Annotated in this window: 16 protein-coding genes and 1 pseudogene; 8 read left to right on the top strand and 9 right to left on the bottom strand. The window is 69.9% G+C overall.

The window, feature by feature from the left end:
* The first annotated feature begins 235 nt into the window (after positions 1-235).
* Positions 236-1,267: a S1C family serine protease gene (locus V5O40_RS25945; protein ID WP_332907895.1), complete on the top strand. Its 1,032-nt coding sequence runs from the start codon at positions 236-238 to the stop codon at positions 1,265-1,267.
* 454 nt (positions 1,268-1,721) lie between these two features.
* Here V5O40_RS25945 and V5O40_RS25950 read toward each other — a convergent pair whose 3' ends face one another.
* Positions 1,722-2,708: a helix-turn-helix domain-containing protein gene (locus V5O40_RS25950; protein ID WP_332907896.1), complete on the bottom strand. Its 987-nt coding sequence runs from the start codon at positions 2,706-2,708 to the stop codon at positions 1,722-1,724.
* A gap of 338 nt (positions 2,709-3,046) precedes the next feature.
* On the opposite strand from V5O40_RS25950, the gene V5O40_RS25955 reads away from it, so the two are divergent.
* The 7 genes from V5O40_RS25955 (at position 3,047) to V5O40_RS25985 (ending at position 10,872) form a co-directional block, all read left to right on the top strand.
* Complete coding sequence (locus V5O40_RS25955) at positions 3,047-4,381, top strand: cytochrome P450 (RefSeq protein WP_408631951.1); 1,335 nt, start codon at positions 3,047-3,049, stop codon at positions 4,379-4,381.
* 26 nt (positions 4,382-4,407) lie between these two features.
* Positions 4,408-5,295 (top strand): terpene synthase family protein, encoded by an 888-nt coding sequence (locus V5O40_RS25960; RefSeq protein ID WP_332907898.1) that lies wholly within the window; start codon positions 4,408-4,410, stop codon positions 5,293-5,295.
* A gap of 26 nt (positions 5,296-5,321) precedes the next feature.
* Entirely contained in the window at positions 5,322-6,950 is a 1,629-nt protein-coding gene (locus tag V5O40_RS25965; RefSeq protein WP_332907899.1) for a prenyltransferase/squalene oxidase repeat-containing protein, read from the top strand.
* A gap of 119 nt (positions 6,951-7,069) precedes the next feature.
* The gene (locus V5O40_RS25970) at positions 7,070-9,469 is read left to right on the top strand and encodes a sensor histidine kinase (protein ID WP_332907907.1); all 2,400 of its coding nucleotides are present in this window, start codon (positions 7,070-7,072) and stop codon (positions 9,467-9,469) included.
* Between the two features lie 17 nt (positions 9,470-9,486).
* On the top strand, positions 9,487-9,897 hold the full coding sequence (locus tag V5O40_RS25975) for a roadblock/LC7 domain-containing protein (RefSeq protein ID WP_269740748.1): 411 nt from the start codon (positions 9,487-9,489) through the stop codon (positions 9,895-9,897).
* Between the two features lie 8 nt (positions 9,898-9,905).
* Entirely contained in the window at positions 9,906-10,283 is a 378-nt protein-coding gene (locus V5O40_RS25980; RefSeq protein WP_332907900.1) for a DUF742 domain-containing protein, read from the top strand.
* A complete protein-coding gene (locus tag V5O40_RS25985; RefSeq protein ID WP_269740746.1) occupies positions 10,264-10,872 on the top strand; it encodes a GTP-binding protein in 609 nt (202 codons plus the stop codon). The genes V5O40_RS25980 and V5O40_RS25985 overlap by 20 nt, the downstream gene beginning before the upstream one ends.
* Before the next feature lie 25 nt (positions 10,873-10,897).
* On the opposite strand, the gene V5O40_RS25990 is transcribed toward V5O40_RS25985, so the two are convergent.
* The 8 genes and pseudogenes from V5O40_RS25990 to V5O40_RS26025 form a co-directional block, all read right to left on the bottom strand.
* Positions 10,898-12,049 carry an epoxide hydrolase family protein gene (locus V5O40_RS25990; RefSeq protein WP_332907901.1) on the bottom strand — a complete coding sequence of 384 codons (1,152 nt, stop codon included), beginning with the start codon at positions 12,047-12,049 and terminating at the stop codon, positions 10,898-10,900.
* The gene (locus V5O40_RS25995) at positions 11,952-12,644 is read right to left on the bottom strand and encodes a hypothetical protein (RefSeq protein ID WP_332907902.1); all 693 of its coding nucleotides are present in this window, start codon (positions 12,642-12,644) and stop codon (positions 11,952-11,954) included. The genes V5O40_RS25990 and V5O40_RS25995 overlap by 98 nt, the downstream gene beginning before the upstream one ends.
* 135 nt (positions 12,645-12,779) lie before the next feature.
* A pseudogene (locus V5O40_RS26000) lies at positions 12,780-13,181 on the bottom strand (serine hydrolase); the annotation flags it as partial.
* A 181-nt stretch (positions 13,182-13,362) separates the two neighbouring features.
* Complete coding sequence (locus V5O40_RS26005) at positions 13,363-14,595, bottom strand: serine hydrolase domain-containing protein (protein ID WP_332907903.1); 1,233 nt, start codon at positions 14,593-14,595, stop codon at positions 13,363-13,365.
* A 95-nt stretch (positions 14,596-14,690) separates the two neighbouring features.
* Positions 14,691-17,228 carry an ABC transporter permease gene (locus tag V5O40_RS26010; RefSeq protein WP_332907904.1) on the bottom strand — a complete coding sequence of 846 codons (2,538 nt, stop codon included), beginning with the start codon at positions 17,226-17,228 and terminating at the stop codon, positions 14,691-14,693.
* Positions 17,229-17,231: 3 nt separating this feature from the next.
* Positions 17,232-18,005, bottom strand: a complete 774-nt coding sequence (locus V5O40_RS26015; protein ID WP_093410981.1) for an ABC transporter ATP-binding protein — start codon at positions 18,003-18,005, stop codon at positions 17,232-17,234.
* A 131-nt stretch (positions 18,006-18,136) separates the two neighbouring features.
* A complete protein-coding gene (locus V5O40_RS26020; RefSeq protein WP_332907905.1) occupies positions 18,137-18,799 on the bottom strand; it encodes a response regulator transcription factor in 663 nt (220 codons plus the stop codon).
* The gene (locus tag V5O40_RS26025; RefSeq protein WP_332907906.1) at positions 18,787-20,085 is read right to left on the bottom strand and encodes a sensor histidine kinase; all 1,299 of its coding nucleotides are present in this window, start codon (positions 20,083-20,085) and stop codon (positions 18,787-18,789) included. The genes V5O40_RS26020 and V5O40_RS26025 overlap by 13 nt, the downstream gene beginning before the upstream one ends.
* Between the last annotated feature and the right edge of the window lie 498 nt (positions 20,086-20,583).

A 20,583-nucleotide genomic window follows, 5' to 3' on the forward strand; every position in this document is an offset into this window, starting at 1 on the left:
TCGTGCCCGCGGGGGCGGCCCCCCCCCCCCCCCCGCCCCCCCCCCCTCCATCTCGATCCGGAGCGGGCCCGCTCGGTTCCGCCGCGGGGGTAGTGCGACGAACGGATGACGGTTACTGCCCGGCACCGTGACGTTCCGACCCCGCGGGCAGCCGCGGGGTTTGCTGTCGGGAGGTTCGGGTAGCGGGCCAGCCAGGGCACCCGACCGCTGTACTACCACCGGGGAGGACTACACCGTGACGGTCCGATCGCGCTGGGTGGCACTGTTGGCTGGCGGAGCGATGCTGATCGCCACCGCCGGCTGCACGGCCGCCGACGACGAAGGAGCGGCTGCGGCGCCGACCGCCGCGTCGTCGGCCGCGCCCGCACCGGCAGCAGCCGATCTGCCACAGATCGTCGCCCGACTGCAGCCCTCGGTCGTCACCGTTCGGGCCGGGCAGGGTCTCGGCTCCGGGGTCGTGTTCCGGGAGGGTGGGCTGATCCTCACCAACGAGCACGTCGTTGGCGAGGAGGAGAACGTGGAGGTCGCCCTCGCCGACGGCACCCGCGTACCGGCCCGGGTGGTCGCCGCCGACGCCGTCACCGATCTCGCCGTGCTCCGCGCGGAGCGCGCCGACCTGCCGCCCGCGCCGTTCCACACCGAGCTTCCGCCACCGGGTGAGCCGGTCCTCGCGCTCGGCAGCCCACTGGGCTTCCTCAACAGCGTCACCGCCGGCATCGTCTCCGGCGTCGGTCGGGAGATCCCCGGTTCGGCGGGTCAGGGCAACGCCCTGGTCGACCTGATCCAGACCGACGCGGCGATCTCACCCGGCAACTCGGGCGGCGCGCTCGCCGACTACTCGGGCCGGGTCATCGGCATCAACGACGCCTACCTGCCGCCGCAGACCGGCGCGGTGTCAATCGGCTTCGCGATTCCCGCCGCCACCGCCCTGGACATCGCCGACGATCTCCTCGACGACGGCCGGGTCACCCAGCCGTACCTCGGGGTGGCAGTGGCGCGCCTGACCCCCCAGATCGCCCGGTCGCTTAATGCCCCCACCGACCGGGGGGTCCTGGTTCGCGACGTCGACGGGAACGGTCCGTCGGCTGCCGCCGGTCTGCGGCCCGGGGACATCGTCACGCAGGTGGCCGGTGAGCGCATCGACACGCTGGAGGCGTTCATCGGTGCGTTGCGGTCGGTCGAGCCCGGCCAGCCCGTGTCGATGACCTACCTGCGCGGCGGCGACACCCGGCAGATCAGGGTCACGCCGACCGCCGCCACTCGCTGAGGTCGCACGGCTCTGGTGGCCCTCGGCAGCCGCTCCCGCAACTCCTGCGGATACGGCTTCGCTCCTGCCATCTCGCGATCCTTACCGAAGTGCCGTCAGATCAACACCCCGGGCTGAGGCCTGGCGCCGCTTCCCACCCCCGGAGGGGCGGTGCCGGCCCGGGGGGGTGGGAAGCGGTGGCGATGTGACACCGAGGTGTGGCCTACGGTGCAGCGTTCCGAACGAAAGAGGCACCCCCGTTGGTAGCCCCGCCCTATCGCCCGGGTCCCGCTCGCTGCTCCAGTTTGCGATCAACGAACAGTTGGGATGTTGACCGCTGGTGCCAGGAGGTTGCACTTCGGTGCCGTCTTGTACGGACCACGGCGCGGTCACAGCTCAGCAGCCGCGCCCGCCGAGGAGGCACCAGACTCGAAACCCTCCGCCGGGCGGCGGGTAGCCGAGGTCGGCCCGTGAACTAACGGTGCAGGTCGCGGTACTCCTGGGGCGACATGCCGAAAGTGTTCTTGAAGAGGCGACTGAAATGCGCGTAGGCCGGGAATCCCCAACGAGCCGCGATTCTGTGGACCGGCCGATCGGCGAGCAACGGATTGATCAAATCCCGCTGGCACCGAGCCAGTCGCCGGTGCCGAATCAGTTCCGCCACGGTGTGCTGCTCGGACGCGAAGAGCCGGTGGAGCATACGCAGCGAAACGTGGTGCGCAGCGGCGACGGAACGGGGGGTCAGGTCAGTGCAGCCAAGGTTCTTCTCGACGAAGGCTTCGATCTCGGTACGCAGCGTACGTTCCCGGACCTCGGCCGGCAGCAGCTCTTGAACAGCCAAGCGCTGAGCCAGGGCGCTGGCCGCGAGGTCGAGCGCTATCGCGCCTAACGTCACCGCCTGACTCGGGGCGAACTCTTCGGGGCGCGTCGCCACGCGGTGGACGAATTGAGCAAGCAGAGCGGCCATACCTGTGTCCGAACTGATCGAGCTTGCGAGGAGCGCGCGCACCTTGTCCGGGTGCAACGGCAACGCCTGATGGGGGATGACCAGAGAGATGGAGCTCGCAAGCGTCGACCCCGACGCGTAGTGGGTGCCAGTGAACGGCTTGCTGTTGTCCAGCAGGGTGAACGACGCCTGCGGCACGGAGGACTGGGTGCGCTCCTGGTGCGCGACGCTTTCCCCCGTGGTCATCAGCACCAGTTGGTAGGTGTCGGGCTGCGACCGCCTGACCAGCCGTGGCGAACGGATGGTGTCCAGGGTTGGGTAGCGCAACTCAGCCAGCAGGACGGTTCCCAGGGATACCCGCCTGGCCAAGGCCTTGAAGTCGGCGAGGTGCGGGCTCTTGACGTAGGTCGGAGCGGCTTCGCGAGCAATGACCTCGTACCAGCGCTCGAAACGTTCGCTCGGTGGAAGCACGGACGTGTCGAGCACCTCGCACGGCAGCAACGGATTGACCTCCACCCATCCTCTGAGCCGAGTCCGGGATGTTACCGATGATCACCTCGTCTCGCAGAGCCGCATCCGCGGCGGCGCGTCAGCGGGCCTGCCGCCTTGCCGACGGGAATGCCTCGGCCCTTCGCGCCACCCTGTTGCGGTGCGGGCTTGCTGGCGCCCTCGACTCAAGTTCGGTCATCCGCCGGACCGCCGTCCACCTCAGACAAATCCGGAGTTATCGATAGAACCGAAAGTTGATCATGCAGGGCCCCTGCTGCGGGGACCTGCCTGGCCATACGCTCGGAGGACAACAGCTCGTGGAGGTGCTCATGCCTGAGGCGAAACCCGCCGGCCGCGCCAGGACCATTCCCCTGCGCGACACACTGCCGCGTATGCTCCGGGACCCGCTCGCGGCTCTTGTCCACTTCGGAAGCGAGTCCGGCGGTGAGGTCGTGCGCCTCAACCTAGGCACGATGCGCCCCTACCTGGTCACCCACCCCGAGCACCTACAGCAGATCCTGCGTGACAGGACCACCTACATCCGCGACGGTGAGAGCATGCTCTGGCGTTCGATCCGCCGGGTGGTCGGGGAGGCGATCCTCGTCACCGAGGGAGAGGTGTGGGAGTCGAGCCGGGACACCCTGCAACCGCTGTTCACCAAACAGCGGGTCGAGCGGCTGGTCGACCAGATGGCGGTCGCCATCGCCGAGGCGATCGACGCGCTGGGTGAGCCGGCTCGACAGGGTGCGGCTGTTGACGCGATGACCCTGATGTCGCGGATCGTGTGTCAGGCCACAACCCGCGTACTTTTCGGGCGGAAGATTCCCGTGAGCGACGCGCTGGAGATTTTCGGCCACCTGGGGACGATCACCCGGACGATGGTGGTTCGTCTGCTCGCGCCCGGCGTGCCCTACTGGATTCCCCTGCCCGGTGACAGGGCATTCCGCAAGGCTGTCGCGGCCATCGACGCGCTGGTCCTACCGATCATCCGCAAGGAGCGCGCGAACCCGGGCGACGGCGACGACATCATCGCTACGCTGTGTCGCCCAAGGGCCAACGGACTTCAGGTCAGCGAGGAGCAGGTCCGCAGCGACGTGGTCGCGATGTTCAGTACGGCCACCGAGACCACGATCGGTGTCCTGTCCTGGCTTTGGCCGGTCCTTGAGAAGTACCCCGAGGTTGCCGACCGGCTGTACGCCGAAGTCGACGAGGTGGTCGGGCGTGGGCCGGTACAGCGGGCACACATCCCACGGATGGGCTACACCCGGATGGTCCTGGACGAGATGCTGCGTCTCTGGCCGGCCGGCTGGAACATCCCACGAACAGCGGTCGAGCAGCAGGTCCTTGGTCGGGTCCGGATCGAGGCCGGAGCAACCATCCTGGTCAGCCCGTACGCGACCCAGCGGATGGAACAGTTCTGGGATCGCCCTGAAGCATTCGACCCGGAAAGGTTCGCCCCCGACCGCCCGAGGCGGGAGCACCGCTACAGCTACTTCCCCTTCGGAGGAGGCCCGCACCAGTGCGTCGGCCAGCACCTCTTCCTCCTTGAGGCCCCGATCATCATCGCCACGCTGCTGAGCCGGTACCGGTTCCAACTCGGGGAGCCGGCGGACCTCAAAGCGCGGCTCGGTGCCTCACTGCGGCCGCGGCCGAACACGCTCACACTGCTGCCGCGGCACGACCACTCCTCAGTCTCGTGACACCCAGCCCGCATGTCCCGGTCGCCATGGGCGACGCGCTCACTGTCGAAGAGCAGGCACGAGTTTGCGCGCTGGCCGTCACTCTCGATCGCGACCTGCACGAGGTCGTGACGCGCCATCAGAACCTGTTCGCGGCGCGACCCTTCGACGCGGCTCTCATCAGCGGCATCGCGATGTCAGTAGCGTTCACCGCCCCCGAGTACGCGGGCGACCAACTGAGGCTGACAGCTCGGACCGTGCTGTGGGTGTTCGCGGCGGACTGGCAGTTCGACCACCTCGCGCAGACGGACGACGAGGTCCGGGCGCTCGTCGCCAGCTGCCTCTCAGCCGCCAACGGCGATCCGTGCGTCGACGGCGGACACCCCCTGGCGCTGCTGCTGGCCGAGATACGCAACGAGTTGGTGTCGGCGCCGGCGTTCGCGGCCATGGGCTCGATGTGGCGGGACGAAGTCGGACGCATGGTCGCAGCGATGGGCCAGGAGTGGAGCTGGAAGAGCGCGCATCAGGCGTCACCGGCCGTGCGTACCGCGCTGACTCTCGACCAGTACCTCGCCAACGCGGACAACGCCGCAGTCGTGCTGGTCAGCGTGACGCACTGGACCCAGCTCGGTGAACAGGACTGCTTGGACCACGTCGACGACCTGTTGGCTGCCAGCCGCGAGGTGCAGCGCGCCATCAGGTTGATCAACGACCTGGGTACGAGCAAGCGCGACCTCCAGTGGGGAGATCTGAACGCGCTCATGCTCGTGAGCAGAGCCGAAGTGACCGCCAGGCTCAACGCGGTCATCCAGCGCTGCCGCGACCTGATCGAGCCACTGGAGAAAACCTGTCCCCGACAGGCCGCGTTTCTGCGACGCCAGATCTCGTTCACCGCTGGCTTCTACCAGGTGTCGGATTTCTGGGGCAGCCTGTGAGCTGCCCGGCCGTCCCCGTCCACACATTGAGCGGCGACATTGACGGTGCCGTAGCTGATCTCATTGCCGGGCTGGAGGCGGAGCCGCACGGTCAGGTCGCCCCATCGGTTTACGAGACCGCTCGGCTTGTGTCGCTGTCGCCGTGGCTGGGGGGGCATGCCGAGCGCGTCGCATTCCTGCTGCAGACGCAGCGCGCGGACGGGGGGTGGGGTCCACCGCAGGGATATGCGCTGGTTCCCACACTCAGCGCCACCGATGCGCTGCTCGCGACCCTCCGCTCCGCGGGACCGAGGGCGCATCGGGATGACGTGGCGGCGCGCCTGGCCCCTGCCGTCGCCCGCAGCCTGCAGGCGCTCACCACCTGGCTGAGCGCTGATCTGCTGGTGCCGGACACCCCGGGTGCGGACCTTATCGTGCCTTCCCTCGTGGCGGGCATCAACCAGCACCTCGCGCTGCTTGAGCACATGGCGGTGCCGTGCCTCGAACCCTGGTACGGCGGGCGGTTGGGCCTGCCGACGGGGATGGACGACGGTCGTCTCGTCAAGGTCCGACAAGCGGTCGCCGCCGGCGCTGATCTGCCGGGCAAGCTGGTGCATTTTCTGGAGGTTCTGGGTCCCACAGCCCGCGCCGCAGGCATTCGACCGGCGGGGCCCGGGACGGTCGGTGCCTCACCGGCGGCAACCGCCGCCTGGATCGGCCACCCCGACTCGGACTCCTCCAGCGACCTTGCCTTGGCTCATTTGGCGACTGTCGCTGGCGGCGGCCCGGTGCCGTGTCCGTCGCCCATCACTGTCTTCGAGGCGGCGTGGGTGGTGAGCGGACTGGCACGGGCCGGCATTCGAGTCGAGGTGCCGCCGCGCATCGTGGAAAGCCTGCGCGCCGCGATGAGCCCGCTGGGCACTCCGACCGGGCCGGGGCTGCCCGCCGACGCAGACACCACGGCGGTGGCCCTGTGTGCGCTCGGACATCTCGGCCAGCCCGTGGACCCCGGGCCTCTCTGGGCATACGAAACTGCGGATGGATTCTGCACCTGGCCTGGCGAGGACGGGTGGTCGGTCACCACCAACGCCCACGTCCTGGACGCTTTCGGTCAGCACGTGTCCAGCAGGGTCGATCCGGAGCCGCGGTACATCGCCGCCGTCGATCGGTTGACGGTGGCGCTGCGAGAGCGCCAGCAGCCGGACGGGCAGTGGCGCGACCGCTGGCACGCCTCGCCGTACTACGCCACGATGTGCTGCGCCCTCGCTCTCCATGACTTCGGCCGTGGGCCCACCGCGGTCGACGCGGTGGCGAGGGCGGTCGACTGGGTCCTGTCCACGCAGCGGGCCGACGGGTCGTGGGGACGGTGGGACGGCACCGCTGAGGAGACCGCGTACGCGTTGCAGGTGCTCCTGGCAGCACGCCCGAGGGTCGATGAAGTCCAAGCGGCCGCGAGGCGCGGCTACGCGTACCTCTGCGAGACGGCGGGCCGGGAGCCTGCCCCTCCCCTCTGGTACGGCAAGGAGCTCTACCGCCCGCTGGCGATCGTCCGCGCCGCGGTGCTCGCCGCATTGCACCTTGCGCGGCAACGGCACGACATAACCGCGGCGACCGTCACGACAACTGCACCCAAACCGCGGCAGGCAGCCAGCAAGCCGGTGATCAGGGACGCTTGAGGACCTTCTTGGACGCTGCTAGCGTGCTCCCGTTGTCGCGCGCCGTTGATGTGGGACGCGCAGGCGTCAGAAATTCACCGAGGACTTAGCCAGGTGCAACGGCCGACTGGGACGGTGTGATGCGCTTTCGCAGTACCAATATCCGCACCAAAGTGGTCGCGATGTTGCTGTCGCTCACTGCCCTGTGGGCGTTCGCGGCGTGGGTGACCCTCCGGGACGGTCTGAATCTGCTCTGGGTCAATACGCTGAACAGCAAGGTGTACGAGCCGAGCGCACCCCTGCTGACCGCCTTGCAGAACGAACGCCGACTCACGCTGGCCTACCTGGGTGGCTCCGACGACAGTCAAGCGCGAGCGTCCATGGACACACAGCGCCGGCAGACCGAGCAGCTCGCCGCGACGTTCACCGAGTCGGCACGGAGTTGGCAGACGGATCTGGCGGGCAGCGCCACGTTGGCCCAACGACTTGACGCCGCCTACGTCAGTCTGGACGCCCTGGGCGGTATCAGAAAGCAGGTCGACGCCCGCACCATCGACCGCTCGAGCGCAGCGAAGGCATTCGGCGACTCGATCGACTCGATCTTCGGCATCTACCACGCCACGGCGAGTCTGGACGACAAGACGATCGCGGGTTACGCTGCCGCGCTCATCCAGCTGAACCGCATGGGGGAGCTGATCTCGCAAGAGGACGCGCTCTTGAGTGGCGTCCTCGCCAGCGGTCGCATCACCGCCGCCGAGCAGGCGCAGTTCGCGCAGCTCGTGGGCGCCCAACGGTTCGCGGGCTCGGAAACCTCGATCCAGCTGTCACCCGCCGACCGCGCTCGATATGAGCAGTTGCTTGCTGGCGACACCTTCCGCCGTCTGCGGGCGATCGAAGACAGTGTCACACAGACCAGCCGCACCCGGACCAGCCTGCCCGTCGAGGCCGCCGAGTGGCGCAGTGTGGTTGACGACGCTCAGTCCGAGCTGCAGGAAGTCGTCACCGCCGGTGGCAACGGAATCGTGTCCGGTGCCGTGGGCGTCGCCGTCTGGGTCATCATCCGGCTGCTTCTCGCGGCGGGTCTCGGCACGATCGCCGTTGCCGCGTCGATCGTGCTGTCGATCACGACGGCGCGCGCTCTGGTGGCGCAGTTGCAGCGGCTGCGGGACGCGGCTCACCAACTCGCCGACGAGCGGCTGCCCGCCGTGGTCGAGCGGCTGCAGCGCGGCGAGAAGGTGGACGTCGCCGTCGAGGCGCCGCCTCTCGACTTCGGCTCGGACGAGATCGGGCAGGTCGGCCAGGCGTTCAACGCCGTCCAGGAGACCGCTGTGCGTACGGCCGTGGAGCAGGCGGAGCTACGCCGCAACGTACGCGACGTGTTCCTGAACCTGGCCCGGCGCACCCAGGCCCTCGTCCACCGCCAGGTGACCCTCCTCGACGAGATGGAGCGCCGGCAGGAGGATGCCGACGAACTCGAGGACCTGTTCCGCGTCGACCACCTCGCCACCCGGATGCGGCGCAACGCCGAGAACCTCATCGTCCTGTCGGGTGCGACGCCCGGCCGTGGCTGGCGCCGCAACGTGCCGATGGTCGATGTGGCCCGCGCTGCCGTGCAGGAGGTGGAGGACTACACCCGGGTGAAGGTGATGCCGTTCGGGTCGGTCGCGCTCGCCGGCCGGGCCGCCGGCGACATCATCCACCTGCTGGCCGAGCTGATCGAGAATGCCCTGACCTTCTCGCCGAAGAGCACCCCTGTCGAGGTACGCGGGCAGCTTGTCGCCAACGGCTTCGCCATCGAGATCGAGGACAGAGGTCTCGGCATGGCCGAGGACGATCTGGCCGCCGCGAACGCGGACCTCGCCGTCGCCGCCGAGTTCAACCTCGCCGACGCCAAGAAGCTGGGACTCTTCGTGGTCAGTCGGCTGGCCGCCAAGCACCACCTCGCGGTCCGGTTGAAGCCGTCGCCCTACGGCGGCACGACGGCGGTCGTCCTCATCCCCAAGGACCTGGTGGCGACGGCCGACCCGATCGGCGCCGGTCCCGCTCCGACCGCGGGCGTGACCAGGGACCCGGCTGCGGCAGGCGATGCCCAGCGGGTCGCCACGGCGCGGCAGACCTCGCTCGCCGTCGTCGAGCCCGCACCCGTGCACGGTGAAACGATGGAGCTGCCAGCGGTGCGTCCACTGCGTGCCGCCGCCGACGCCGCCGCCACGGTCACCGAGGAGCCGGTCAAGAGCACGCCCAGCGTCAAACAGCGGCCCGGACCTGCTGCCGGACACACCGAGCACACCGAGCACGGCCTGCCGATGAGAGTCCGCCAGGCCAACATCGCGCGACAACTGCGCGAATCGTCCCCAGGCCAGACACAGCCGCCGGACGACGAGGCGGGGCGATCCCCCGACGACATCCGCAGGATGATGAGTTCCTACCAATCCGGCACCCGTCGCGGCCGCGATGACGCCGCACGTCTCGTCGACGCTGCCGACGACGAGCAACCCAACGCCGCCGACAACACGTCCGCGGCCGAAACCGACCGGTGAGAAAGAGGAACGGGCAAGTGCAGCAGAACTCCACGGGCGATCTGGCCTGGCTGCTCGACGACCTGGTCGGGCGGGTCAAGCAGGCTGAGCATGCCATCGTGCTCTCCGCTGACGGGCTGCTCATGGCTTCCTCCGCCCAGCTCAGCCGGGACGACGCGGAACACCTGGCCGCGATGGCGTCGGGGATCCAGAGCCTCGCGAAGGGCGCCAGCAAGCGGTTCGGCGGCGGACCCGTTCAACAGACCATCATCGAGATGAGGTCGTCGTTCCTTTTCGTCACCGCGGCCGGGAGCAACGCCTGCCTGGCCGTCCTCGCGGCCGAAGACACCGACGTCGGACTTGTCGCGTACGAAATGGCGATGGTCGTCGCGCGAGCCGGCAAGTTCCTCGCCTCCCCGACCAGGCCGAGTCAGCACACCAACAACTAGGGGCCGCCATGACGATGCCCGACGAAGAACCGGTCTGGTTAGATGACGCAGCCGGGCCGGTGGTCCGGCCGTACGCCGTTACCGGCGGGCGGGCCAAGCCAGCCAACAGCTTCAATGTGGTCGCGCTGATCCTCTCGACCCGATCGGCCCCGCCGTCGGAGGTGGGGATAGCACCGGAGCAGGCCAGGATCATTCACCTGTGCCAACGACCGCTGGCACTCGCAGAAGTGGCCGCGCATCTCAGCCTGCCCCTTGGCACCGTCCGAGTGCTGCTCGACGGACTGATCGCTCAGGGATTCGTTCAGGTGAACGACCCTCGCCAAGCCGCCACCCTTCCCGACGACAGCGTATTCGAGGCGCTCATCAATGGACTACGTCAACTCTGAGCGGACGGGCCAAGCGACCCTTCCCACCGCCATAAAAATCCTCATCGCGGGTGGCTTCGGCGTAGGCAAGACCACCCTCGTGGGATCCGTCAGCGAAACCAAGCCCCTGCGGACCGAAGAGGTCCTCTCCGAGCAGGGCGTGGGAGTCGACGACATCTCCGGCGTCGAGGCGAAATCGACCACGACTGTGGCGATGGACTTCGGCCGGATCACCATCAGCGAGGAACTCGTCCTCTATCTGTTCGGCACCCCGGGCCAGGACCGCTTCTGGTTCGTCTGGGACGAACTCACCATCGGCGCCCTGGGCGCCGTGGTCCTGGCGGACACCAGGCGGCTCGCCGACTGCTTCCCGTCCGTCGACTACTTCGAACGCGCGAGGCTGCCATTCATCGTTGCCGTCAACTGCTTCGAGAACGCGCGCCAGTACAGCCTCGACGAAGTTCGCCTGGCCCTGGACCTCGACCCGGACGTGCCTGTCATGATGTGTGACGCGCGGGAGCGGCAGTCGTCCAAAGAGGTCCTCGTCGCGCTGATCGAGCACGTCAAGAAGCAGGGGCTGACCCGCAGACCTGAGCCCGTAGGTCATTGACCGGCGAACTGCCCCGTCGGTGACGTCACGTCCAGTTCGTACGCTGCTCCCGAAGGAAGGCGTGCAGGTCGGAGGCCAGTAGCTCCGGCACCTCCCACTCCAGGAAATGCCCGCCGCGCGGCAGGTCGGTCCAGCGGACCACGTTCCACTGGCGTTCGACCCACTCACGGGGTGTGGGGAACATGTCGGCGCTGGACATCGCCATGGCGGTGGGCACCTCGACCCGACCCCAGGCGGCGCCGGTGCTGTGTGCCGTCTCGTAGTAGAGCCGCATGGAGGATCCGATGGTCTGCGTCGCCCAGTAGATGGTCAGGTTGGTGAGCAGGTCGTCACGGTCGTAGACCGAGTCGAGGTCCCCACCACAGTCGCTCCACCGACGGAACTTCTCGATCACCCAGGCGGCCAGGCCAGCCGGAGAGTCGTTCAGGGCGTAGGCGAGGGTCTGCGGTTTGGTGGCGTGCTCCTGGGCGTACGCCATCTCGCTCTGGTTCCAGCGCTTCGCATCCTCGACGAATCGCTTCTCCGCGTCACTCAGGTCGTCCGGCACCCAGCCCAGGTAGGGGTTCGTCCCGGACAGGTGCAGCGCCGCCACCGCCTGCGGGTGTCGAAGTGCCATCTGTTGCAGCACACCGGCACCGAGATCGGATCCGCGACCGACGAACCTCCGGTGACCGAGTGCCGCCATGACCTCGACGATCTGGTCGGCGATGTGTGCCGTGTCGGCGCCCGGCTGCCGGGGGCGGCTGGAGAAGCCGTAACCGGGCAGGGAGATGACGACCGCGTCGACCGCGTCGGCCGGGTCGCCGCCGTGCCCGGCGGGATCCACCAGTCGGGACAGCATCGGCAGCAGCTGGACAAACGAGCTGGGCCAGCCGTGCAGCAGCACGACCGGCAGCGCCCCGGGTGCGGGTACGGTACGAGCGGGCTCCCGGATCACGTGGATGGTGTCGTCGCCGACGTCCACGAGGTGGTGGGCGTAGGTGTTCAGGCGCCGCTGGTGGGCGAACCAGTCGTACCCCTCGGCCCAGCGGCCGAGCAGGCTGCGCAGGTACGTCAGGTCGGTGCCGTACTCCCAGGGCTCACCGATCTGGTCCGGCCAACGGGTGCCGCGCAACCGGTCCCGCAGGTCGTCGATGACCGGGCCCGGGATGTCGACGGTGTACGGGCGAACTGTCATGGCGCTCTCCTCGAGAAGATCCGGTGGCTCCAGTGGTGGTGGGCACGTCGGGTGCCACCAGCGGGCCGCCCGGCGGTCGCGGGCTGGTGGCCGTACGGTGCGGCCGACCGGGTGAGGTGCTGGCGGCGCAATGCTTGGGCCAGACACGAACCAGGAAACGTTCGATGCCGGTCGGTAGTTCGTCGGCGAACCACGCGGGTTTCCCGTACAACTCACGGATCTGACGCCTACCGGAGGCACACACGTCGACGAGGTAGGTTCCCGGCGCTCCGATGGGCATGAACGGGGTCAGCATCTTCTCGTCGAAGATGCTGATACCCAGCGTGCCGCTGGTGGAACGCAGTTCAGCATGCCCGTGGGTTTCCCATTCGTCGGTGTCCGTCGCTGCCGGACCGTTCCAGGCCTCGACCGTCACGTGAGGACGATGGCCATCGCTGATCTCGCTGAACAGCTGGATCTGTTCGGTGCCTGCCCAGCAGAGGACGGCGGCGTTGGTGTCGGGGTGACCGAAGGAGTCGAAGTCGCCGCCGATGATCGTCATCATTCGCCGGTCGGGAGTGGGCGTGGCGTCGATGCTGCCCAGCAAGATCGCCAAAGCAACCTCCGAGTGGTGTCTCCGAAGATCCGGGGTCGGCCCCTACGCGAAACGACAGCCGCTGCACATCGAAAGCTAGCGGACGGCCGAGCGTCAGTGGTGGATCCACACGTGTCGCGACTCCTGCCGTGCCGGTCACTTGCCGCAGAGCGCGGCGTCGACGAGGGCGGCCCGGTCGGCGGCGACAGAGCCGTCCGTGACCGACCCGTTGAGCGAGGTGACCACCAGGGTCGCCGCGCGACCGTCGTCGGCGGCGCCGTTGACGGTCGAGTAGCCGGGGATGTCACCGCCGTGGCCCCACGCCGCCCCGCCGCAACTCAACGGGGTGCGGAATAGATCGAGCCCGTACCCCACGTCCGACTGCGGATGCACCGCGACCGTGGTCCGCATCTCGGCCAGCTGCGCGGGTCTGAGCAGTTCGCCGGCCAGCAGGGCCCGCAGGAACGTGTTGAGATCGGCCGGAGTGGAGACCAGTCGGCCGGCCGCCAATCCTCTCGATGCGTTGGCCGATGGCGTCGGGACGGGTCCCGGCCCGGGCGGTGCCGGCCGGGCCGGCGGCGGTGAGACCGCCTGCCGCGATCACCGTGGTCGTCGCCAGGGCGACGACCCGGCGACGCGACCGGTTCGGCGGGCGGAGTCGAGTGAGGTGGGTGGGCATGGCGGGCTGCTCCGTCGGTGGCTGTCGGGGCGAGGGATCGGGTCAGTTGACCGGCGACGGCTACCTGCCGGCGCACAGGGCCGCGTCGAACGCGTCCAGGACCTGGAAGATGCCGTCGGGGACCGGGCTCGTGGCGGCGGTCACCACGATGGTCACGGCGCGACCGTCGGAGGTGATGGCGGTACGGCTGGAGTATCCGTCGATGTCGCCGCCGTGCCCCCAGGCGCGACCGCCGCAGGAGAGGTCGTACCCGGTGGTGCCGAGGCCGTAGTGCCACACCAGGTCCGGGAAAGCGTCCCCACCGGGAAGGAAGACCCTGCTGTCGCGCATCTCGGCCAGCGTCGCCGGCGAGATCAGCTTCCCGGTCTGCAGCGCCACCAGGAACTTGTTGAGGTCACTCGGGGTGGAGATCATCTGGCCGGCCGCCCAGGCGATGGAGGGGTCCACCCGGGTGGTGTCGACCCACTTCGTCGTCTCCGGGTCCGGCAGGTAACCCTTGGCGTACGGCCGGCGGATGGTCTTGTCACCGACACCCGGCCAGTACGTCTCGTACAGCCCGACCGGCTTCAGGATCTTGTTGGTGATCACTTCGCTGATCGGGCGACCGGTGACCTTCTGCACCAGCAGACCGGCCACGATGTAGTTGACGTTGCGGTACTGCACCTCCCCGCCGGGGGCCGGAGCGTGCGCCGGCTTGGAGAAAGCCGAGTCGAGCATGTCGCGCGGCTCGTAGTACCTCCTGCCCCACACGGAGACGTCCGGCAGGTCGTACTCCGGCAGACCGCTGGTCATACCCAGCAGGTGGCGGACCGTGATGGTGTGTCCGTCGAAGCCCTCCCCCCGGACCAGCCCCGGCAGGTACGTCTCGATCGGCTCGTCCAGCCGCACCTTGCCCTCTTCGGCGAGTTGCAGGACGGCGACGGCGGTGTACATCTTGGTGTTGCTGGCCATCCGTACGTATCCGTCGGTGGGCACCTTCGCCCTGGTCCGCGGATCGTTGACGCCGGCGGTGTAGTTGGTGACCCGACCCCTGCTGTCCCGTACCGAGGCCAGCGCCCCGGGGGCGACGCCGGCCTTGACCAGTGCGTCCAGGCTGCCCTGGACGGTGTCCTTCTTCGGGCGGTGGGCCTGCGCCGCGTCGGCGTACTGGAGTCCGAGGCCGGCGATCCCGGTGAGCGCGACGAGGGACAGCGCGGCAGCGGTGCGACGGCCGGCGCCGAACCGCTTACGCGGCGGCGCGGTGCCGTCGCTGGTGATCGCCTTGCCGGACCTGTCGGTGCGTTGCGGTGACATGGAACCTCCTGGTGAGTGTTCGGATCGGTCGCCCCGTGCGCCGATCCACGGAGCCGACGACGGTTCGTCGGCGCCTGCGGTGGACTGGCTGACGGTCACTCCTTGACGCCGATGCTGTTGACCGGTGGCGTCCGCAGGAGTGCGCTGATGGGAGCGATGGTGGTGACCAGCGCGAGCAGCGTGGTACCGCCGATGATCGAGATCCAGCCGAGCGGCGGGACGTAGGGGACCAGCTGTCCGGTCATCATCCGGACCACCGAGACCAACGTGACGGCGGCGATGGCACCACCGATGAGCAGCGACGTGCCGAGCAGGCCGACCTGTTCGGCGTGCACCATCCGCTTGACCTGACGGGCCGTGACACCGACCAGCCGCAGCAGGGCCAGTTCACGGCTCCGGGCCAGCGCCGCCATGATCATGGTGTTGGCGGCAGCGAGGGCGGCGTAGCCGACCATGACGCCGATGACCAGCTTGTTCATCCAGGCGCTGAGCGCCAGGTCGGTGGCGAGCTGGGCGCCGACGGCCCCGGTGTCGATCAGGCCGCTGCCCGGGTACCGCCCGACCAGGTCGGCAAGCCCGGCGACGGCCTCGGCGTCGCCCGGTTCGGTGCGGATCAGGATCTCGTCGTCGAGGTTGGTCGGGGTGTGGCCGTCGAGCGTCTCCCGGTTGAGAGTCACGTCTCCGAAGGCGAGCCCGCGTTCGTAGACGGCGACCAGCCGCAACGTCACCGGGGTGCCGTCGCCGAGCCAGAACTCGACCTGGTCGCCGGGTTCCGCTCCCAGCGTGGACGCCTGCAGGTTGGACAGCGCCACCGTGTCGCCACGTAGGTCGGCGAGGCTGCCCTCGGTGACCGACAGGTCCATGGTCCGGTCGGCCCCGGCGGGGTCGATCGCCTGGGCACCGAAGGGTTCGGCGCCCCCCAGTACCGGCAGGATCACCGAGGTACGCCGGATCGGAGTGGCGGCGACGACGCCGGGCAGCTCGCGGGCGTCCGCTGCGGCGCCGGCCGGCAGCCCGACCGCCGACACCAGCGAGTGCTGGGCCAGCGTGCCGTCGCGGGTCTGGGCGACGGCCTCCCGATCCAGGTTGTCCTGCAGGAACCAGATCGAGCCGCCGAAGCCGACCGACAGCACCAGCGCGGTGAGCACGGTCGCCATGCCCCGTGCGTTCGCCCGTAGGTTGGCCGCCGCCAGGTATCCGCTGTCGCCCCAGACGGCGCGCAGCACCGGGCCGAGCACCTGTGCGGCGTACCGGTTGATCCACGGCGCGAGCAGTGCGGCGGCGAGCACGAAGACGAACAGCATGCCCAGCGCCGCGCCGAGACCGGCCTGGCCATGCAGGGCGGTGGTGACCATGGTCAACGTGACCCCGCCGCCGAGTGCGATCAGACCGGCGAAGAGCCGGGGGAGGCTGCTGCGGGCCGGCTCCACGGCGATCTCACCGAGCGCCTCGGTCGGCCGGATCCGCACCGTACGGCGGGCCGCGATCAGCGCCGCCGACACCGCCACCAGCACGGTCGCCACGCTGACCGCCACCGCGGTGAGCATTCCGCCGTCGAACGGGAAGCCGTGCGGGACGAATCCCCGGTCCATGAGCTGCCGGTGCACCCAGTCGCTGGCCCACAGTCCGGCGGGGACGCCGAGCACCACCGCGACGATCGCCAACTGCGCGACCTCGGCGACGACCAGCAGCCGTACCTGTCCCGGGGTCGCCGCGACGGCGCGCAGCAGGGCCAGGTCGCGGCGACGGTGGCGGACCGCCAGGCCGATCGTTCCGGCGACGACGAACATGACGAGCCCGGCGACGTAGCCACCGAGTGCGGAACCGAGTTGGATCAGCATGTCGGCCGCCATGAGCGCCTCGGACTGTTCGACTCCGGCCCGTTCGGTGCCGGTGTGGACCGTCGCGCCTGATTCGGCGGCCAGCCGGTCGACCTCGGCCGTCACGGCCGCCGGGTCCGCATCACGGGCCAGGACGATCCCGATCACGTCGGCCCGGTCCGGGCCGCCGCTGAGCGCCGCGGCGTGGTCGTCGGTGAAGAACAGCGCGGACGGGGTGTCACCGGCGGCGGTACGGTCCACGATGCCGCTGATCCGGTACTGGTTGACCGAACCGGCGGCCAGGACCGCGATCCGGTCGCCGGGCCGCAGTCGGGTGCCGGCCGCCGAGGCGAGCCGCACGTCGATGGCGACCTCGTCGGTGGCGTCCGGCCGGTTGCCGTCGACGATCCGGTACGGGGTGAGCGCGGCGCTGCTCCAACCGTGCGCGACCGCCCCCTGCGCGGTGTCGTCGATCGGCACGACCGCCTGGATCGAGCGGTCGGCGGCGGCGACCGCCACGCCGGGCAGCCGCCCGATGCGTTCGGCGAGGGTGACCGGCACGCTTCCGCCGGTGGGCAGGTCCACGGTGACCGTGGACGTCTCACCGAACTCGGTGGTCTCGATGGTCAGGTCGCGGTCCGCGACCAGGATGTCGGCGGCGCCGTACCGCTGCGGTGCCGGGGTGAACCGCATCCCGGACTCGACCATCACGCCCATCGACATGAGGATCATGACGCCGCAGGTGAGCGCGACGAGGGTGGCGACCGCGCTGCCGATGCGGTGGCGCAGCATCCGGAGGGCGAGCATCAGCATGGCTCAGCTCTCCTGGGTGACGAGCTGGCGGCGGCCGAGCCACGCCAACTGCTCGGCGATCTGCTCCGCACCCGGCTGGGGCATGTCCCGCACGATCCGGCCGTCGGCCAGGACCATCACCCGGTCGGCGTACGAGGCCGCCACCGGATCGTGGGTCACCATGATCACCGTCTGCTGCGCGTCGTCGACCACCGATCGCAGCAGGGCCAGCACGTCGGCGGCGGTCTGGGTGTCCAGCGCGCCGGTCGGCTCGTCACAGAAGATCACCTCGGGGCGCATCGCCAGCGCCCGGGCGATCGCCACCCGCTGCTGCTGCCCGCCGGACAACTCGGCCGGGCGGTGGTGCAACCGGTCGCCGAGCCCGACCCGCTCGACGACCTGGCGCAGCCAGGCGGCGTCCGGGCGTACCCCGGACAGCCGCAGCGGCAGGTGGATGTTCTCCTCGACGGTCAGCGCGCCGATCAGATTGAAGGCCTGGAAAACGAAGCCGATCCGGCTGCGCCGCAGCTTGGTCAGCTTCGTCTCCGACAGCCGCGACAGCTCCTGGCCGCCGATCCACACCTGCCCGGAGGAGGGCCGGTCCAGGCCGGCCGCGGTCTGCAGCAGGGTGCTCTTGCCGGAACCGGACGGCCCCATCACCGCCGTGAACGTGCCGCGGTGGAACTCCGCGTCGACGCCGGCGAGCGCGGTGACCGCCTGCGGTCCGGAACCATACGTACGGGCGAGCTGTATCACGCGGACCGCCGGGTCGGCGGGGCGTCCAACGCGGACGGACATCTGGACCAACCTCTCCCTGTCGTCGGAGGACGATGACATGGAGAAACGCTATGGTCAGACGGGCTGTAGGACGATCCAGCGTACTGGCCGACCGGGGTACAGCAGGCTGTACCAGTCGCGCGGCGCCGGCATCACCGACTGCGGCGCTGGGCGTCCTCGAGGTAGCGCAGCACCGCCGTCACCCGCCGGTCGGCGCGGTCGTCCGGGGCGAGACCGAGCTTGGCGAAGATGCTGCGGATGTGCTTGTGCACGGCCCCGTCGGTGACGAACAGCCGCTGCGCGATCGCCCCGTTGCCGAGCCCCTCGGCCATCAGGGCGAGCACGTCGCGTTCCCGGCCGCTGAGCCGGCTCAGGGTGCTGTCGGGACGGCTGCGGGCGAACAACTGGCCGACCACCTCCGGGTCGATCGCCGTACCGCCCTCGGCGACCCGGTGCAGCGCGGTGAGGAACTCCTCGACCCGGCCGACCCGCTCCTTCAGCAGGTAGCCGAGCCGGACCGCGCCGCCGGCGAGCAGGTCGGTGGCGAACGCCTGCTCGACGTACGCCGACAGGACCAGCACCGCGAGGTCGGGTCGACGACGCCGGGCCTCGACGGCGGCCACGATGCCCTCGTCGGTGTGGGTGGGCGGCATCCGGACGTCGACGATCGCGACGTCCGGCCGGAATTCGTCCACGGCGGCCAGGAAGGTCGTCGGTGAGTCGGTGGTGGCGACCACGTCGAGCCCTTCGGCCCGCAGCAGCAGCGACAGACCTTCCCGCAGCAGGGCGTCGTCCTCGGCGATCACGATCCGCACGGCAACTCCACGAGTAGGGTCGTCGGCCCACCTGGTGGGCTGGTCAGCGTGAACCGGCCGTCGTGGCCCTGCACCCGCCGCCGGATGCCGCCGATGCCCGAGCCGTGGCCCTCGTCGGCACCGCCCCGCCCGTCGTCGACGATCGACACGTACAGCCGGTCGACGCTGCGCCGCACGGTGACCGCCGCCGAGGCGGCACCACTGTGCCGGGCGACGTTGGTCAGCGCCTCCGCGACCACGAAATACGCCGTCGCCTCGACCGACGCGGCGCATCGGCCCGGGACGTCGACCTCCACCACGCACGGTACCGCGCAGCCGGCGGCCAGACCGTCGATCGCGGCGGCGAGCCCACGGTCGTCGAGCACCGGGGGCAGAATCCCGCGTACGACGCTGCGCAGCTCCGCGAGAGCCAGTTCGGCCGACTCGTGCGCGCGGTCCAGGATCTCCACCGCCCGCGCCGGATCCCGGAGCATCGCCCGCCGCGCGGCCCCCAGCAGTACGGTGACCGCGACCAGTCGGTTCTGCGCCCCGTCGTGCAGGGACCGCTCGATGCGACGCAGCTCGACGGCGTGCGCGTCCAGCGCGGCCGCCCGGGTGGCGGTCAGCTCGGCGATCCGCAGCGACATGTCGACATCGCGCGGGGGTGCCAGCAACCGTCGCCCCGGCAGCGCCTGCAGCCCGGCCAACGGCGGGTTGAGCGCCACGGTCGCGGCGAGCCAGCCGACCCCGATCAGCCCCACCAGCAGCGCGTCGGGTAGACCGTCGATCCGCCAGTTGATGAACCCCGGGCCGCCCGCCTCCGGCGGCAGCACCCAGTAGTAGAGCGGGAACAGCAGGTTCTGCACGGCGGAGATCGGCAGCGACAGCCCGACCACCCCCAACGCGAACCCGACGGTGCCGTGGACGGCCACAAACCCGCACTCGCGCCGAAACCACGGGTCGCGCAGGACGTCGCGCAGCCTGGTGGGGACCGCCGGCGGCAGGGGCAGGTCGCGGTCCCACCGTGACAGTCGCGCCCGCTCCCGGTTGGCGGCGAGCCGGACCGCCTTCGCCGCCGACGGCACCATCGCCAGGCCGACGCCGACCAGGCTGGCGAGCGCCACCACCACCAGGAGCAGCACGGCCGCCAGCGCCAGGATCGACGTGCCGAGGCCACCGACGAGGTGTTCGATGGCGTCGACAGACATTCGTAGGCGGCGACGCAGGTACCGCCGCGCCGCCCGCCAACGCTGCGGGCCCAGTTGGCCGGCAGCGGCCGAAGCGTCAGCGGCGTCCCTGCGCGGCATCCCGTACCTCCCGGCAGAGACGATAGCGACGCACGGTCGGCCCCGACGTGTCGCGGCCCAGAAAGTACAGCCTGCTGTACCAGTCCTGCGGGTGCCGGAAACTCGTCCGGCACCTCCGTCGCACGGCACGAAACCCGGCCAGAAGTCCGCGCCGCGCGGGACTGCCCGTCTGCCAAGCCCAGTTGGTCGAGAAGGCACCGCCCCCGACATCTGGCACACGATCCCCTCGCCGGTGTCGACACCAATGCGGCCGCTGATCACCGTGAGCCGCAACGGCCCCTCGTTTTCGTGCACCGCCAACCGCACCCACGGACGGGTGAGCTGATGCCCACACCGGATCCGTAACACCGTCCCGGCGGCGACGATCATCCTTCCGCCTCGTCTGCCCGGGATCCGCGCCGCCTGGAACGCCGCGCGTTCGTCGGCACGGGTGTCCACACCGACGTCCCGTACCAGGACCAAACCTTCGATAGTCCCCACTACGGCCGCTACCGCCGT

The sequence above is a fragment of the Micromonospora palythoicola genome (genome assembly GCF_036689795.1).
Lineage (GTDB): Bacteria > Actinomycetota > Actinomycetes > Mycobacteriales > Micromonosporaceae > Micromonospora > Micromonospora palythoicola.

Excerpts from the sequence above, each read along its gene's own strand:
- V5O40_RS25960 (WP_332907898.1), top strand. The coding sequence starts at position 4,408 with ATGGGCGACGCGCTCACTGTCGAAGAGCAGGCACGAGTTTGCGCGCTG.
- V5O40_RS25970 (WP_332907907.1), top strand. The coding sequence starts at position 7,070 with ATGCGCTTTCGCAGTACCAATATCCGCACCAAAGTGGTCGCGATGTTG.
- V5O40_RS25980 (WP_332907900.1), top strand. The coding sequence starts at position 9,906 with ATGACGATGCCCGACGAAGAACCGGTCTGGTTAGATGACGCAGCCGGG.
- V5O40_RS25985 (WP_269740746.1), top strand. The coding sequence starts at position 10,264 with ATGGACTACGTCAACTCTGAGCGGACGGGCCAAGCGACCCTTCCCACC.
- V5O40_RS25990 (WP_332907901.1), bottom strand. The coding sequence starts at position 12,049 with ATGACAGTTCGCCCGTACACCGTCGACATCCCGGGCCCGGTCATCGAC.
- V5O40_RS26005 (WP_332907903.1), bottom strand. The coding sequence starts at position 14,595 with ATGTCACCGCAACGCACCGACAGGTCCGGCAAGGCGATCACCAGCGAC.
- V5O40_RS26010 (WP_332907904.1), bottom strand. The coding sequence starts at position 17,228 with ATGCTGATGCTCGCCCTCCGGATGCTGCGCCACCGCATCGGCAGCGCG.
- V5O40_RS26015 (WP_093410981.1), bottom strand. The coding sequence starts at position 18,005 with ATGTCCGTCCGCGTTGGACGCCCCGCCGACCCGGCGGTCCGCGTGATA.
- V5O40_RS26025 (WP_332907906.1), bottom strand. The coding sequence starts at position 20,085 with ATGCCGCGCAGGGACGCCGCTGACGCTTCGGCCGCTGCCGGCCAACTG.